15 protein-coding genes and 1 riboswitch are annotated in these 15,397 nt (G+C 72.5%); of the genes, 6 read left to right on the top strand and 9 right to left on the bottom strand.

Annotated features, from left to right (window positions below; translation table 11 throughout):
- Nucleotides 1-2: 2 nt before the first annotated feature.
- Nucleotides 3-455: an SRPBCC family protein gene (locus ACTFTM_RS24605; RefSeq protein ID WP_449562816.1), complete on the top strand. Its 453-nt coding sequence runs from the start codon at nucleotides 3-5 to the stop codon at nucleotides 453-455.
- A 21-nt stretch (nucleotides 456-476) separates the two neighbouring features.
- On the opposite strand, the gene ACTFTM_RS24600 is transcribed toward ACTFTM_RS24605, so the two are convergent.
- Nucleotides 477-980 (bottom strand): hypothetical protein, encoded by a 504-nt coding sequence (locus ACTFTM_RS24600; RefSeq protein WP_449562815.1) that lies wholly within the window; start codon nucleotides 978-980, stop codon nucleotides 477-479.
- 93 nt (nucleotides 981-1,073) lie between these two features.
- Nucleotides 1,074-2,141 (bottom strand): coiled-coil domain-containing protein, encoded by a 1,068-nt coding sequence (locus ACTFTM_RS24595; RefSeq protein ID WP_449562814.1) that lies wholly within the window; start codon nucleotides 2,139-2,141, stop codon nucleotides 1,074-1,076.
- 5 nt (nucleotides 2,142-2,146) lie between these two features.
- Nucleotides 2,147-2,278, bottom strand: a riboswitch (cyclic di-AMP (ydaO/yuaA leader).
- Between the two features lie 252 nt (nucleotides 2,279-2,530).
- Here ACTFTM_RS24595 and ACTFTM_RS24590 point away from each other — a divergent pair.
- Nucleotides 2,531-4,357 carry an SGNH/GDSL hydrolase family protein gene (locus ACTFTM_RS24590; protein ID WP_449562813.1) on the top strand — a complete coding sequence of 609 codons (1,827 nt, stop codon included), beginning with the start codon at nucleotides 2,531-2,533 and terminating at the stop codon, nucleotides 4,355-4,357.
- A gap of 125 nt (nucleotides 4,358-4,482) precedes the next feature.
- Here ACTFTM_RS24590 and ACTFTM_RS24585 read toward each other — a convergent pair whose 3' ends face one another.
- The 3 genes from ACTFTM_RS24585 to ACTFTM_RS24575 all read right to left on the bottom strand — a co-directional run bounded on the left by ACTFTM_RS24585 (nucleotide 4,483) and on the right by ACTFTM_RS24575 (nucleotide 8,707).
- Nucleotides 4,483-5,400 (bottom strand): cation diffusion facilitator family transporter, encoded by a 918-nt coding sequence (locus ACTFTM_RS24585; RefSeq protein ID WP_449562812.1) that lies wholly within the window; start codon nucleotides 5,398-5,400, stop codon nucleotides 4,483-4,485.
- 107 nt (nucleotides 5,401-5,507) lie between these two features.
- Entirely contained in the window at nucleotides 5,508-7,625 is a 2,118-nt protein-coding gene (locus tag ACTFTM_RS24580) for a HelD family protein (RefSeq protein WP_449562811.1), read from the bottom strand.
- 107 nt (nucleotides 7,626-7,732) lie between these two features.
- Nucleotides 7,733-8,707, bottom strand: a complete 975-nt coding sequence (locus ACTFTM_RS24575) for an alpha/beta fold hydrolase (RefSeq protein ID WP_449566719.1) — start codon at nucleotides 8,705-8,707, stop codon at nucleotides 7,733-7,735.
- A 148-nt stretch (nucleotides 8,708-8,855) separates the two neighbouring features.
- Here ACTFTM_RS24575 and ACTFTM_RS24570 point away from each other — a divergent pair, with 148 nt between their 5' ends.
- The gene (locus ACTFTM_RS24570; RefSeq protein WP_449562810.1) at nucleotides 8,856-9,500 is read left to right on the top strand and encodes a carbonic anhydrase; all 645 of its coding nucleotides are present in this window, start codon (nucleotides 8,856-8,858) and stop codon (nucleotides 9,498-9,500) included.
- A gap of 351 nt (nucleotides 9,501-9,851) precedes the next feature.
- Here ACTFTM_RS24570 and ACTFTM_RS24565 read toward each other — a convergent pair whose 3' ends face one another.
- Nucleotides 9,852-10,181: a hypothetical protein gene (locus ACTFTM_RS24565; protein WP_355051393.1), complete on the bottom strand. Its 330-nt coding sequence runs from the start codon at nucleotides 10,179-10,181 to the stop codon at nucleotides 9,852-9,854.
- A gap of 308 nt (nucleotides 10,182-10,489) precedes the next feature.
- Here ACTFTM_RS24565 and ACTFTM_RS24560 point away from each other — a divergent pair, with 308 nt between their 5' ends.
- Together ACTFTM_RS24560 and ACTFTM_RS24555 are read left to right on the top strand one after the other, a co-directional pair.
- Entirely contained in the window at nucleotides 10,490-10,981 is a 492-nt protein-coding gene (locus ACTFTM_RS24560; RefSeq protein WP_007463525.1) for a DUF3145 domain-containing protein, read from the top strand.
- A gap of 96 nt (nucleotides 10,982-11,077) precedes the next feature.
- Nucleotides 11,078-12,811 (top strand): glycoside hydrolase family 3 protein, encoded by a 1,734-nt coding sequence (locus ACTFTM_RS24555; protein WP_449562809.1) that lies wholly within the window; start codon nucleotides 11,078-11,080, stop codon nucleotides 12,809-12,811.
- A gap of 22 nt (nucleotides 12,812-12,833) precedes the next feature.
- Here ACTFTM_RS24555 and ACTFTM_RS24550 read toward each other — a convergent pair whose 3' ends face one another.
- Genes ACTFTM_RS24550 through ACTFTM_RS24540 form a run of 3 tightly spaced genes read right to left on the bottom strand, consistent with a single transcriptional unit; the run spans nucleotide 12,834 to nucleotide 15,048 of the window.
- Nucleotides 12,834-13,127 (bottom strand): DUF1330 domain-containing protein, encoded by a 294-nt coding sequence (locus ACTFTM_RS24550; protein WP_449562808.1) that lies wholly within the window; start codon nucleotides 13,125-13,127, stop codon nucleotides 12,834-12,836.
- Between the two features lie 32 nt (nucleotides 13,128-13,159).
- Nucleotides 13,160-14,593, bottom strand: coding sequence for an MFS transporter (locus tag ACTFTM_RS24545; protein ID WP_449562807.1), 1,434 nt, complete (start codon nucleotides 14,591-14,593; stop codon nucleotides 13,160-13,162).
- Nucleotides 14,590-15,048 carry a MarR family winged helix-turn-helix transcriptional regulator gene (locus ACTFTM_RS24540; RefSeq protein ID WP_449562806.1) on the bottom strand — a complete coding sequence of 153 codons (459 nt, stop codon included), beginning with the start codon at nucleotides 15,046-15,048 and terminating at the stop codon, nucleotides 14,590-14,592. The genes ACTFTM_RS24545 and ACTFTM_RS24540 overlap by 4 nt, the downstream gene beginning before the upstream one ends.
- A gap of 98 nt (nucleotides 15,049-15,146) precedes the next feature.
- Here ACTFTM_RS24540 and ACTFTM_RS24535 point away from each other — a divergent pair, with 98 nt between their 5' ends.
- Nucleotides 15,147-15,365, top strand: coding sequence for a hypothetical protein (locus ACTFTM_RS24535; RefSeq protein WP_449562805.1), 219 nt, complete (start codon nucleotides 15,147-15,149; stop codon nucleotides 15,363-15,365).
- Nucleotides 15,366-15,397 lie beyond the last annotated feature (32 nt).

Below are 15,397 nucleotides of genomic sequence, written 5' to 3'. Positions count from 1 at the left end.
GTGTGCTCAGCAGCGATACCTTCAGCTACACCGTCCAGGCCCGCTGCTCGGTCGCCGAGGCGGCGGCGCTGTTGAGCGACCTGACCCGGCAGGGTGACCTGCATCCCCTGATCGTGCGGGTCCGCGAGGTGACGCCGCCCCGTCCGGGCGCCCGCGCCAGCTACACGATCAACGACCGGCTGGTCGCCGGCCCACTGCGCTTCCGCACCACCTACCAGGCGGACGTGCTGATCAGCGAGCCCGACGAGATCGTCACCGTGGCCCGCCAGTGGCCCGCCACCACCGTCCGTAACCACACCCGGCTGCGTGCCGAGCCCGACGGTCTGGTCCGCATCGACGTCGACATCACCCTGCGCGCGCCGACACCCCTGTTCGGGTACGCCTTCCGCCAGGCCCGTGCCGCGCACCTCGCACTGGCCGCGCGCCTCGGCGCGGCCCTCGACAATCCCGCGTGACCCGTCGAGGTGCCTGCGCGATCAGGCGCGCGTCGCGCCGACCGTCGCGCGGCGGCAGGGTTGGCCGGCCCGGCGGCCCCAGGGCTTGTACGTCGACAGCACCGTCGCGATGATCATGAGGGTGGTCGACACGGCGGGCGCGATCACCAGGTCGGCGCGGTCCCGCGCGGGTAGGGCGGCGCCCAGCGCGGCCGCGTGCCGCAGGTTCGGGGTGAGCAGGAACAGCACCAGCCCGACCATCACCGTCGTGATCACCAGCTTGATCACCACCCACCGGTAGCGCAGCAGGCCCCAGGGGGTGAGCAGCGCGCTGGCGACACCGATGAGCCACACGAGAACGCTCAGCGGCGCGAAGAGCACGGTGCCGACGAGCCCGGCGACCGGGTAGACCACGGCCGGATCAGCGCCGCGTTGCGCGGCGATGCCGAGGGTGAGCAGCACCAGATCGGCCCCGAGCCAGCCGAGGGACGTGACCAGGTGCAGGGTGAGCAGGGCCTTGCGGGTGGTGGGCGCGATTCGCGGCATACCCGAATGCTCCCGGCCCGACCCCGCGTCGTCGTCCGACCGCCGACGACGTCCGGGGTACGCCCGCTGACGTACCCCGGACGGCTCCGACGGTCAGTACACCGACAGGTGCACGTGGTTGGTGTGGTCGCTGGAGGGGTCGCCGTTCCCCCCGCTGTACGACTTCCAGCCGCTGCTGGGAAGCCAGATCTGCTTGAACCAGATCACGTAGAGCACCGCGAGCCGGTCGGCGTTGCGGATGAAGTACGCGGCCAGGTTGTTGCCGTACGTCTTGTCGCCGCCGGTGGCGACCCCGCCGAAGCCGCCCTTCTGCGCGGCGAAGTCGCAGGCCCGGCCCTTGGGATGCTCGCCTGAGCCGCCGTTGCGGTGACAGGAGACGTACCGGGTGAACCCGGCGGCCTTGGCCTGGTTGAGCGCGTGCAGGGTTCGGGGGGTGATGCAGCTGCTGGCCGGGGTGGGGTCGTTGATGCTGCACGACTCGGACGGCCAGGAGCCGTCGGAGTTGCGGGGGGCGGGCTGGGCGTTGGCGGTGGAGGTGCCACGGTTGGAGCCGGTGTCGGCGGCGGTGGTGCGTGCCTTGTTGTTGGCGACGGTCAGGGCCCGCTCGGCCTGCTCCTTGCGCTTGGCCATCACCTCGACCTGCTTGCGCTGCTCGCGGATCTCGCCGTCGAGGGCGACGCGGGTGCGGTTCGCCTCGTCCCGGGTGACGTGCAGGTCGCGCAGCACCCGGTCCTCGTTGGCGGCCACCACGTCGAGGGCGGCCGCCCGGTCCATGAAGCCCTCGGGGGTGTTGCTGTTGAGCAGGGCCGAGACGGTGCTGAGTCGACCGGTGCGGTACGCCACGCCGGCGATCTCGCCGACCTTGCCGTTGCGCACGGTCATCTCGGCCTCGGTGGTCTTGAGCTTGACCGCGAGTTGCTGCTGCCGCTGGATGGAGGTGTCCAGGGCGCGCTTCGCGTCGAGGTAACCCTTGCTGGCCGCTTCGAGCTGGGCCCGCAGCGCGGGGGTGCCGCCCTCCTCGTCGCCGTCCGGCGCCGCGGCGGCCTGCAGGCCGGCGGGGGGAGCGGCGGTGGCGGCGCCGATCGGGAGCGCGACGCCGAGGGTGACCATCATGACGATCAGTGCCGCCAGTCGGGCGGCGGGTGGTCGTGCTGGTGCCACTACGCATGTCCTTCCGTCAGCCGCCGACCGGGTTAGCTGACGGGTTCGGGACGGAAGATCCCTACCGCTGACGCGGATGCACCCCAGGAACATGGTTCCCCGGTTCGCCCTGGCGGGCGATTAGGCGGCGGCCGCCACCGGCGCCGGGAGGCGCCGCCGGGTGGTGGCCGGGACAGAGCCTACCGGTGCTGGTGGGGTCTGTGCAGCCGATGTGACGGAAGGTGTCTCCGCTGCCACCATCGGTCATTCACCTGCCGCGGGATCCCTCTCCCATCGTGGGTGGCGGAGCGGACGTCCCGTTTCGGGGATCTCCTGTACCACCCGCGCCGCCGATAAGGTTCCTTTGTTTGGGCCGAAAGGCCAATCGACTTATCGAGATGGATCTAGTAATGCAACTTCGCAGATCGTTGGTTGTCTCGGCGGTTGCCGTGCTTGCCGCGGCCGCCGTCATTCAGCCCGGTACGGCGGGCACGGCGGCGTCCGCCGGGACCACGGCAACAACCGCAACCGCAGCCGACGGGTGGACCGGTACGTGGTCGGCGGCGTACGAGAACGCCGGCGGGGTCTTCCCCGCCCAGACCACGACCCGCCAGATCGTGCACACGAGCATCGGTGGCACGCAGGCGCGACTCCGGCTGTCCAACGTGTTCAACACCAAGGCGCTGACGTTGCAGGACTTCCACGTGGCACGTCGGTCCTCCGGCGCGTCGATCGTGTCGTCCACGGACAGGGCGGTGACCTTCGGCGGCCGGTCGTCGGTGACCATCCCGGCCGGGGGCGAGGCGGTCAGCGACCCGGTCTCCTTCCAGGTGCTCGCCGAGTCCGACGTGGCGATCAGCTTCTACGCGCCCACCAGGGCCGAGAACGTCTCCAGCAAGCAGTTCGCCTTCTCCGACCAGTACATGGCCAACGGCAACGTCGTCGGCGCGCAGTCGCTGTCGGTCATCCAGCAGTTCAGCAGCTACTTCATCGTCTCCGACCTGGAGGTGATCAACAGCGCCGCGACGGGCGCGGTGGTCACGCTGGGCGCGTCGATCACCGAGGGGCACAGCTCGTCCTTCAACACCAACCATCGGTACCCGAACCTGCTGGCGGCCCGCCTCAACGCGTCCGGCCGAACCGTGGGTGTGCTGAACGAGGGCATCGCGGGCAACCAGCTCCTGGGTGTCGGGACCGGACCGAGCGCGCTGGACCGCTTCGACCGGGACGTCCTCGGCCGTTCGGGGGTACGGTCCGTGATCTTCGCGGACAACCCGATCAACGACCTGGCCAACGGCGCGCCGACCGGCACCCAATTGATCAACGGGCTCCGGCAGCTCATCGCCAAGGCTCACGGCGCCGGCGTCGCCTTCTACTGCGCCACGCTGACCCCGTTCGAGGGTCACTGGTCCTGGACCGCGTCCGACGAGACGGCGCGCAGCGAGTACAACACCTTCGTCCGTAGCTCGGGTTCCGGTTGCGACGCGTACGTCGACTTCGACGCCGCCACCCATGATCCGTCAGCCCCGACGAAGTTCCGGCCGGACATGGACTCGGGCGACCACCTGCACCCCAACGACCTGGGTATGGAGGCGATGGCGAACGCCATCCCGCTCACCCTGTTCGGTTCCGGCGCACCGGTTCCGGCACCGCTCACCCTGGCCCAGGCGGTCAACAACGTGGCAGTCTCCGCCGATGCCAACACCAACCCGGCGGACTTCGACGGCGGGGGCGCCAGCTTCTCCGCCGAGGCTCTGGCGACTGCCAAACTGGTCCGCGGTGGGACGGTCACCCTCAACGGCGTCAAGCTCACTTGGCCGTCGAGCGCCGGCACCGGGCAGCTGGACAACGTCATCGCCACCGGCCAGAGCGTCACGGTGTCCGGTTCCGGTAACACCCTCGCCTTCCTCTTCTCGGCGGCTCACGGCCAGGCGTCCGGCACCGGCACGATCACGTACACCGACGGCACGACGCAGGCGTTCACCCTGACGTCGCCGGACTGGTTCGTGACGGCGACACCCGCCGCGCCCACCACGCTGGTGGCCGCTGCCGCTTACCAGAACCGGCAGGGCAACACCCGCTACGACAGCCCGAGCGCGGTGTTCGGTGTCACCGTGCCGTTGGCTTCGGGCAAGACCGTCGCCCGGGTGAAGCTGCCGGTCGCGGGGGTCGCTCCCGTGCAGGCGGGAACGCCCAGCCTGCACATCTTCGCCGCCGCTGTCGGTACTCGTTCCTGACCGCGCCGCACCGCCCTCGCCAAGGGGCGGCATCGCCCGGGGTCATCGTCCTGCCTCGCGCAGGGCGGTGACCCCGGTGCCGTGCGGTCACAGACGAGCGCGCCGACGGCTGACCCTGGACGACCTCACCACTCGACGGAGCCGCACGCGCCCGGAGCGGCCCCGGGCTCGGTCTGCAGCGTGGCGTGCTCGATGCGGAAGTCGTCCCGCAGGGCGGTACGCGCCGCGGTGAGCACCGCGCCGACCTCCGCGCCGGGTGCCATCGTCAGGTGTGCGGAGGCCACCTCCATGCCCGAGGTGAGCGTCCAGACGTGCAGGTCGTGCACCTCGACCACCCCGGGCACCGCGGCCAGGCGGTCGTGCACGGCGGTGACCTGGAGGTGTTCCGGGGCGGCCTGCACGAGGATGCGGACTGCGGCGCGCCCCAGCCGCCAGGTGCGCGGCAGGATGAACACGCCGATCGCGACGGCGACCAGCGGGTCGGCCCACCACCAGTCGGTGAACGCGATGAGCAGCGCCGCGCCGATCACGCCGAGCGAGCCGAGCAGGTCGCCCAGCACCTCCAGGTAGGCGCCCTGGAGGTTGATGCTCTCCTTCGCGCCGGCACGCAGCAGCCCGAACGCGATCACGTTCGCGAGCAGGCCGAGGACGGCCACCGTGAGCATCGGACCGCTCAGCACCTCGTGCGGGTCGCCGAACCGGCCGATCGCCTCGATCACCACGTAGACCGCCACGCCGGAGAGCAGGACGGCGTTGGCCAGGGCGGCGAGCACTTCGAGGCGGTAGAGCCCGAACGTGCGCTGCGGGTCGCCGGTGGCCCGTCGGGTCGCGGTGATCGCGGCGAGCGCCATCCCGATGCCGAGTACGTCGGTGAACATGTGCCCGGCATCGGAGAGCAGGGCCAGCGAGCCGGTGTGGAAGGCGGTCACCGCCTCGACCACCATCAGGGTGGCGAGCACTCCGAAGGCCGCCCAGAGCCGTCCCCGATGCTGGTGGGCGGCGTTGGCGACCGACCCGTGGTGGTGGTCATGTCCTGCTCCCACGAAACCCACCCTCCGACGTCGCCCGGGACCCGGTCAAATATATGCTCATATCGCTATGTGTGCAAATGTAAGGTGAGGGCCGTCCACGGGCGGCGCCAACGCGACGGTCAGCCGGTCGGGTCGATGGTGGTGAGCCGCTGGGTGGCGCGCGAGAGCGCCACGTACAGCGTGCGGACGCCGGAGCCCGGATCCGCCCGGATCTCGCTCGGGGCGACCAGCGCGACCCCGTCGTACTCCATGCCCTTGGCCTCCAGGCTGGTCACCACCTGCAGGCGCGCCGCGCCGAGCGCGTCGAGCCAACCGGCGACCTCGTCGCGGCGGTTGACCGGCGTGATCACCCCGACCGTGCCGTCGACCTCGGCCAACAGGCCGCTGGCCTCCTCCACGACCGCGGCCCTGAGTCCGGCGGGCGGCACCACCCGCTCGACCGGGTCGACGCCGGTGGAACGGACGGCCCTCGGCAGGGACAGGTCCGGATAGAGCCGGCGGATCTCCGCCGCCGCCACCGCGAAGATCTCCGCCGAGTTGCGGTAGTTGGTGGTGAGCGTGAACTCGTGCCGCTTACGCCGGCCCAGCGCCTGGTCGCGGGAGCGGGTCAGCTCCTCGGGGTCACCGGTCCACGCCGTCTGGGCCGGGTCGCCCACCACCGTCCACGACGCCAGTCGCCCACGCCGGCCGATCATCCGCCACTGCATCGGCGAGACGTCCTGCGCCTCGTCGACCACCACGTGCGCATACTCCCGGTAGTCCTCCGGCCGCTCCCGGGCCGCCGCGCGGGCGGCCCGCTGCCGGTCGGCCGCGGTGCTCAGCTCCCGGACGCCGCCCGCGAGCTGGAACGGGTCGCGCCGGGCCCGCGCCGGTTTCACCGGCTTGCCGAGCAGCGCGTCCAGCTCGTCGAGCAGCGCCACGTCCGCGATGGTCAGGCCCTCGGAATCCAGGCTTTGGTACGCCGTGCCCAGCAGTCGGATCTCCGCGCCGGAGAGGATCCCGCCGGCGTACCGGCGCAGCCGGTCCGGTCGGGCCAGCCAGCCGAGCACGTGCCGAGGGTGCAGGCGCGGCCACCACGCCTTGAGGAACTCCCGGAACTCGGGCCGCTCCGCGATCTCGTCCTCGAAGGCCCGCTGCTCGGGCAGCCGGCCGATGTTCACCCGCCGGGCCTGCGCCCACAGGGCGGCGAAGACACCGTCGAAGCCGGCCCGGCGCACCTCGTTGCGCCGCGCGCCCCGGTGCAGCGCGCGGTCCCGGATCGCGTCCAGCTCCCGGCGGTCCAACCGCAGCAGCCCGCCCCGGTAGAGCAGCCGCAGCTCACCCGGTGCCCCCGGCGCCGCGTCGCGGGCCGCCCGTTCCAGCACCCGGCGCATCCGCAGCGAGCCCTTCACCGCGGCCACCTCGGGTGGATCGGTGCGGGTGGCCGTCATCCCCGGAAACAGGGTGCCCAGGGAGTGCAGGGTCGCCGTGTCCTCACCGAGCGAGGGCAGCACCGAGGCGATGTACTCGACGAAGACGGTCGACGGGCCGACCACCAGGATGCCGCCCCCGGCGTACCGGCTGCGGTCGGAGTAGAGCAGGAACGCCGCCCGGTGCAGGGCGACCGCCGTCTTGCCGGTGCCCGGCCCGCCCGCGACGATCGTCACCCCGGAGCCGGGCGACCGGATCGCCTCGTCCTGCTCCCGCTGGATCGTCGCCACGATGTCGCGCATGCCCCGGCCGGTGGCCCGGGAGAGAGTGGCCAGCAGCGCGCCGTCACCGACGACCGTCATGCCCTCTTCAGCGGCGTCCGGGTCGAGCAGGTCGTCCTCGATGCGGGTGACCCGCTCCCGCTGGGACTGGATCGTACGGCGGCGCACCACGCCCAGCGGCTGCGCGGGAGTGGCCTGGTAGAACGCCGACGCGGCCGGCGCCCGCCAGTCGACGACGAGTGTGGTGGCGTCCTCGTCACGGATGCCGAGCCGTCCGACGTGCAGCACCTGCCGGTCGCGCAGGTCCAGGCGGCCGAAGACCAGCCCCTCGTGCTCGGCGTCGAGGGTGTGCCGCCGCTGTGCCGCGTGGAAGACCATCGCGTCGCGTTCGACGAGCGCGCCGAACGTGCCCACCCGTGCCATCCGGTAGCCGTCCCGCTCGGCGCGCACCGCCGACTGCCGCAGCTCGGACAGTCGGGCGTACACCCGGTCGAGGTGCCGTTGCTCGACGGCGATCTCCTGCTCCAGGGCGGTCTGGTCGGTCAACGCACGCTCCTTCGATGTCGCCGGCAAGCGGCGCGAACCGCGCGGGCCAACCGCAGAAGGGTACGGCCCCCGACCCGACCCGCCGCGCCCGAGGTGCGCGAACGTGCTCAGCGAGCTGCCGCGACGGCGCCCGCGCGCTCGTACCGCGGCGGCATGGCGCTCGCGCTGCGCCCGGCCGGCGACGCCGTGGCGAACACCCGACCAAGCACGCTGGTCAGGGCCAGGTTCACTTCGTCCGGGCGCTCCATCATCAGCATGTGCCCGGCGCCCGGGCAGACGGTCAGCTCGGTGGCTGGCAGGGCCGCGGCGATCGACTCGGCGCACGGTGGCGGGGTCAGCCGGTCCCGGTCACCGACCAGGGCGGCGGCCGGCAGGTGCGCGAGGGCGGCGAGGGTGTCCAACCGGTGCTGAGCGCCGATCGAGGCGCGGAAACCGCCGATCGAGCGCAGCGAGGCGCGGGCCACCGCCGACGTGACCAGGCGGATGTCGGAGGGGTCGCAGCGGTCGCCGAAGAGCATCCACCGGATGCTCGGTTGCAGCGCGTTGAGCAGCGCCCGGGGTGCTCGCCACGAGCCGCAGCGGGCCAGCACGCCGGCGCCGGTCGTCTCGGCGAGCCGGATCAGCCGGGCGATGCGTGGCGAGAGCCCGTAGACGGTGTGCGTGTGCCCCTCGGCGGTGGTCGAGACGAAGACCAGGCCGGCCGTACGCTCCGCGAAGTGCTCCCGGTGGCGGTGCGCGTACTCCATGATCGTCATTCCGCCCATCGAGTGCCCGACCAGGACCACCCGACCTCTCGGGGCGACCGCGTCGAGGACGGCGGCCAGGTCGTCGCCGAGCTGGGCCAGGGTGGCCGTGGGCAGCGCCATGCAGCTCGACCGGCCGTGGCCCCGCGCGTCGTAGGTGACCACCCGCAGCGCGTCGCCGAACGACGACGTGAGCGCGTCGAGCTGCCGGTGCCAGCTACGCCCGTCAAGCGTCCAGCCGTGCAGCAGGACCGCCGTCACCGGGGCGTCCGTGGGACCGGTGGTCTCGACGTGCAGTCGTACGCCGTCGGGCATACCGACTTCGAACCGCTCCGGCATCGCCACCTCCCAGGGTCGCCCAGGCATCACCCGCACCGGAGTACCCGGCGGTAACACCGGCTACCCGCCACGACACCACGCCAATCGCGTCGGAGCGAACATTCGTGACTCCGCCCACGGCGTGCGGCGGCGGGCCAGGCTGGACGGCATGAGGGTCGCAGGGCAGGGGCGGCAGGCCGGTGGTACGCCCCGCGCCGCGCTCGCCGAGCTGCTCGCCGGCAACCGACGGTTCGTCAGCGGCCAGCCGATCCACGGGCACGACGTCAGCGCTGCCGCGGCGGCCGCCTCCGGTGACCAGCAGCCGTACGCGGTGGTCCTCGGCTGCATCGACTCGCGGGTGCCGCTGGAGGCGATCTTCGACCAGACCTTCGGGGCGATCTGCGTGATCCGCACCGGCGGGCACGTGCTCGACCGGGCGGTGTGCGGCTCCATCGAGTACGTGGTGGGTCAGCTCGGTGTGCCGCTGGTCATGGTGTTGGGGCACGAGCGGTGCGGTGCGGTGGGCGCGACGGTGGACGCCCTGCGGGCGGGGGAGCGCCCCGCTGGGTCGTTGGGCCACCTGGTCGACGAGATCGCCCCGGCGGTGATCGAGGTGGGGCTCGACGATCCGGCGGTGCTCGCGCTGGCGGTCCGCCGGCATGTCCGGCGTACGGTCCACACGCTGCGCGCGGACGACCTGCTGGCCGGGCCCGTGGCCGCCGGCCGGGTCGCGGTGGTCGGCGGTCTCTACGACCTGAGCACCGGCGAGGTCGCCCTGCTCGACGTGCCGGACGCCGGCCCGGCCCAGGTGTGAGCCGGTGACCGGCTCGGCCCGCTTCCGGCTGGGCACATGGCGGACTGGAAGCCGCTGCCCGCGCCGAGCAGGTTGCGGAACCGGCACTGGAACACCTGTCGGTGACTCCTTTGGAGCTGATGTCGCAGACGAGTCAGAGCGCCACCGGATCGACGCGCTTCGTTCCTGACGTCAGCTTCAGATTCGTTCCTGACATCAGCTCCAAAGGAAGTGACCACACACCTGCCGACCCGGGCGTCGCCGTAACGGGACCGCAGGACCCGCCGCACGGTGGCGCGGCCGGCGGTGGAGACGTGAAACCGCCCGCCGGGAACTCCCGGCGGGCGGTCGGTGATGCGGTGGGGGAGAGGCTCAGCCCTCGAAGACGCCGGCCGCGACCAGGCGCTTCTCGGTGGCCTCCCAGCCGTCGTTCGGGTGAACGGTGGCCAGGTTGTTGATCTCCGCCCGGATCTTGGCGGCGTGGCCGGCGGCGGCCAGCGCGCGGATCTCCTCGACGAAGGCGTCGGAGTCGGTACGCAGGTGCGCGGTCTTGCCGTTGGTCAGGTTGCGCACGTAGGCGTGCTTGCCGCCGTTGAGCGGGATGAGGTACTTGAACTCGCCCAGCACGCTGAGGGCGCCACCCTGGCCAGCCTGGCCGGCCCGGACTGACGCGCGCGCGGTCTTAGAGGTGTTGCTCGCCACGGAGGTACTCCTTGCAAGACGTACGGGAGGACTGGAACGTCCGGGGGCTGTGTGCGGGTGACACTGCGTCGGCCCGCAGAGGTGTAACGCGGCAGAAGCCGCCGATGGAACTGTACAGGACCACGACATCAGGCTGGTCGTCGCGGTGTCCTGAGAGGCAACGGAGACCATCCGTCCGGCTATTCCGGGAGGCGTTTTTTCCGATTCCCTGGCGCACCATCCGTCACAGGAGTCATCATGTGTTCCAGCAACCACTCGGGTGGACGAGGTCGTAGGGGAAGACGCACCTCGCTCTCCGGGAGGTCACCGTGCCAACGCGTGGCGTCGTATACGTCCACTCGACCCCGCTCGCCGTGTGCTCGCACGTCGAGTGGGCGATCGCGCGCGTCCTAGCCGCGCCGGTCAACCTGCAGTGGACGGCTCAGCCCGTCGACCCCGGCGCCCGCCGGGCCGAGTGCGGGTGGACCGGCCGTCCGGGGACGGGCGCCGAGCTGGCTGCTGCCCTCCGGCAGTGGCCCATGATCCGTTTCGAGGTCACCGAGGAGCCGAGTCCGGGCGCCGACGGCGAGCGTTTCATGTACGTGCCCGCCCGTGGCCTGTTCCGGGCCACCGTGGGCGCGGCCGGGGACATCCAGCTCGGCGAGGACCGGCTGCGAGCCCTGATGGCCTCCGCCCGGGCCCCGGAGGCGTTGTCGCACGCCCTCGACAAGGCGCTCGGCACCGCGTGGGACGCTGACCTGGAGCCCTACCGGTACGCCGGTGACGGTGCGCCGGTGACGTTGCTCACCCGGGTCGGCTGATGGCGGGGTCTTCCGCGCCGCCCACCTGCGAGTCGCGTCACCCGTACGGCGGCGACCGGTAAGGTCAAGTTGCCCCGATAAGGGGGAACTGGTGGGATGGTCGGCGTGCCGATTCGCCCGCGACACGCCGGTGTCGCCGTCGCCGCCCTGACCGCGCTGCTCATCTCCGGCTGCTCGGGTACCCCGGATCATCCCGACCCGACGCCCGGCCCGACCGGCGCGTCGGCGGCCCCGAGCGCGCCCGCCTCGCCGCCGACCGACGACCCGGCCGCCCGGGCCGCCGCGCTGGTCGCGACGCTCTCCGACGAGGACCTGGTCGGGCAGGTGCTGATGCCGTACGCCTACGGCGACTCGGCCACGAAGGTCTCCACCGGCTCGGCGGCCGGCAACCAGGCGCTCGCCGGAGTGGACACACCCGCTGAGATGATCGCCAAGTACCGCCTCGGCGGGTTGATCCTGGTCGGCTTCAGCGCCGACGACCCCACCAAGGGCAACCAGGAGACCACAAACGTCGACAACCCGAAGCAGGTCCACGACCTGACCACCGGGTTGCGTGGGGCCGCCGGGCGGCTGGCCGCCGGTCCGGCGCCCTTCCTGATCGGCACCGACCAGGAGTACGGCGTGGTCACCCGCGTCACCGACGGGGTCACCATCCTGCCCAGCGCCCTCGCCGCGGGGGCGGCCGGCGACCCGAAGCTGACCGAGGCCGCCTGGCGGGCCGCCGGCGCCGAACTCGCCGCCATGGGCATCAACATCGACTTCGCTCCGGTGGCCGACGTGCTGGCCACCCGCAGCACGGTGATCGGCTCCCGGTCGTTCGGCGCCGACCCGAAGATCGCCGCCGCGCAGGTCGGCGGCGCGGTCCGGGGTCTACAGGCCAGTGGTGTGGCGGCCACCCTGAAGCACTTCCCGGGGCACGGCCACAGCGCGGACGACTCGCACAAGGACCTGCCGGTGCTCACCCAGTCCGCGGCGGCGTTGCAGAGTGGCGCGTGGCCGCCGTTCAGCGCAGGGTTCGACGCGGGCGCCATGGCCGTGATGTCCGGCCACCTGGACGCGCGGGCCATCGACCCCGGCACCCCGGCGACCTTCTCGCACAAGCTGCTCACCGACGTGCTGCGCGGCCAACTCGGCTTCAAGGGCGTGGTGATCACCGACGGGATGAACATGCCGCCGGCGAAGCGGTGGGCGCCCGGCGAGGCCGCCGTCCGCGCGCTGAACGCGGGCAACGACCTGATCCTCATGACCCCGAACGTCGGCCAGGCGTACGACGGGCTGCTCGCCGCCCTGCGCGGCGGATCGCTGCCCCGGACCCGGCTCGTCGACGCGGTCACCCGGATTCTGACCATGAAGTTCCGGCTGGCGGCGGCTCCCACCGAGCCGATGTCGACGCTCAACACCCCGGCGCACCGGGCGGCTGCGGACGCGCTGGCCGCCGGAGCGGTCACCGTGCTGCGGGGAGCCTGCGGCGGTGCGGTGCACGGACCCGTCACCGTCACCTCCTCCGGTGGTCGGGACAGCACCCGGGCCGCGCTCACCGCCGCGCTGACAGCGGCCGGCGTGACCGTGAAGCCGAGCGGCGGGACGGTGGTGCACCTGGTCGGCTACGGCGACGGGGAGAAGGACCTGAGCGCGGGCGCGGCCGTCACCGTGGCCATGGACACCCCGTACGTGCTGGCCAAGGCCAAGTCGCCGACGCTGCTGGCCACGTACTCCTCCAGCCGGGCGTCGATGACCGCGCTCGCCGCCGTGCTGGCCGGCAAGGCCCGCCCGGGCGGCCGGTCACCGGTGGCCGTGTCCGGCCTCCCCGCCACCACCTGCAAGAGCTGACGCACCCGCACGCCGGGCTCGGTCAGTCGACGCCCTCGACGATGCGGAAGTCGCGCTCGACGCCGTCGGAGAGTGCGGCCAACGCCTCCTGGTAGGCCGCACTCTCGTGCGCGGCGACGGCCTCCTCGAAGCTGTCGAACTCGACCAGGACGGTGCGCTCGGCGATTCCGGCGTCGTGGGCCACGATCCGACCGCCACGCACGAGGGTACGACCGCCAGCGGCCCGGACAGCCGGACCGGCCAGCTCGTTGTAGGTGGCCAGCTTCTCGGGGTCGGAGATGGTGCAGTAGGCGCTGACCCAGTAGCCCTTGGGCATGAAAACTCCTGTGTTCGGTGAGTGTGTCCGACTCACCTGGTGGTCTCGGACGAGCGTCGGCGGGCGAGAGCGAGGCTCGTCAGCGTCGCGAGCGCCATGGCGCCGATCCCGACCAGCGCCGCCGTGGTGTAGGCGCCGTCGTCGGGGAAGAGGTGGCCCGGGCGGGTGCCCGCGGCGAGGACCAGGCCGCCGACAGCGCTGCCCAGCGAGTATCCGACGCTGCGGACGACGTAGTTGACGCTCATGGCGCTCGACGTCTCGCTCCTGGGGGTGACGGCCAGGATGACGCCGGGCATCGCTGCCGAGAAGCCGCCGACGCCGAAGCCGAGCACGCCCATCGCCGCGAACAGTTCCACCAGGTCCGACCGGGCCGCCGCGAACAGGGCGAACCCGACGCCGACCACGACGGCGCTGCCGGCCAGGAGCAGGGGGTCGGCGATCCGCGCCCGGACCCGCGGCGTGAGCTTGCCGGCGACGAACCCCAGCACCGAGAACGGGACGAGGACCAGTCCGGCCGCGAAGGTCGTCAGCCCGAAGCCGTAGCCGACGCCGTGCGGCGTCTGCGCGTACCGGGTGATGAGCGTGAGCAGGAGGTACATGCCGATCCCGCCGACGAACATGGCGAGGTTCGCCCCGGCGACCGCCGGGTGCCGTACCGCCCGCACATCGACCAGGGGCGTCGGGCTGCGCAGCTCGATGACAGCCCAGACGCTGAGCAGCACCACCGCGACGACGGCGAGGCCCGCCGCCACGGCCAGGTGCCGGCTCCACAGATCCCGTTCACCGGCGAGGAACAGCACCAGGAGCAGCGCGGCGGTCAGGACGACCGCGCCTGCCACGTCCACGTGGGCGGACCGGCCTTCGGGGGCTTCGGGCATGGAGCGCCACGCGGTCAGGAGGGCGGCGGCGGTGACGACCAGGCCGAGGCCGTAGGCGGCCCGAACTCCGCCGAACTCGGCGAGCAGCGCGGCCAGCGGGTAGCCGACACCGGCGCCGATGATCGAGACCACCGAGATCAGCGCGATCACGGCTGCGCTGCGCTCCTCGGGGAGGTGGTCCCGGGCCACGCCCATCATCAGCGCCGTGAGCCCGAGCCCGACGCCCTGGGCCGCCCTGCCGGCCAGGAGCCACGCGAACGGCAGGGGCAGCACGGTGAGCGCGCTGCCGGCCACGACGACGGCCAGGGTGGCGAGGATGGTCGCCCGCCGGTGTGGACCGGCTCCGAGCCGGCCCAGGACCGGCGTGGCGACGGCGCCGCTGAGCAGCGCGATGGTCAGCGTCCACTGCGCGCTGCCGAGCGAGACGTGGAACGACGTCGCCACGCTGGTGATGAGCGGCGTCCCGAGGCTGGCGACCGCCGCCACGACCAGAGCGATGAACATCAGGGCGGGGACCAGCAGCCGCGTCTCGGGGCGGGCCACCGGGAAGGCCCCCGCCGCGACCCCGTCGACCGGTTGCCCGGTCACTGCTTCGGCCCTTCGCGGTCCTGACCTTCCAGCTCTGCCAGATGCTCCAGCGCCGGAAGGGCCGCCGCCAGCGCCTCGGCCTCGTCCTCGGTGAGCTGGTCGATCAACCGCTCGAACGCGTGGATCCCCGCCTGGCGTCGCGTCCGGACATAGGCGGCGCCGGCCTCGGTCAGGCACACCAGCGTGACCCGCTTGTCGGACGCGTCGCCCCGCCTCTCGACCAGGCCGGACTCCTCCATCACCCGGACCAGGGTGGTCATCGCGGGCTGGGTGACACCCTCGACCGCGGCCAGATCGGTGATGCGCCGGGGGCCCGTCCGGGCCAGGGTCGCCAGGGTGGCGGCGGACGTCAGGCTCATGTCCCGGGGCAGGCGTCTCGCGGCCCTGGTGGCCAGGCCGTAGAGGGCTGCCCCGACGGCGGCGGTCGCGCCGGAAGCAGGGTGGGGACGGCTCACGTCAGAAGCATAGCGTCTTTATATTCATAAGCTATGCAACTGGCCTCGGCCCGGGAATCCGGTCGCGCCGGCGGGGCCGCCCTGGCAGCCTGTCGGCCATGGGCCAGGCGCAGGGCTTCCGGTACGACCAGCGGGCCGACGGCACGGTGGTGATCACCCATCACGGTCGGGTGGCGGGCAAGCTGCGGGGCGCCCGTGCGGCGGAGTTCCTCGCCGAGGTCGACGACGACCCGCAACTGGTGATGGCCCGCTGGACCGGCAACTACCGCCACGGCAACGAGCGTGCCGCCCGGCAGCATCCCCGCAATCGGGGCTGAGCAGCCGAGAGGGCCCCCTCTGGCGAGGGGGC

This window comes from Micromonospora sp. RB23 (genome assembly GCF_053585025.1).
This window is presented reverse-complemented; position numbering and strand designations above follow the sequence as displayed.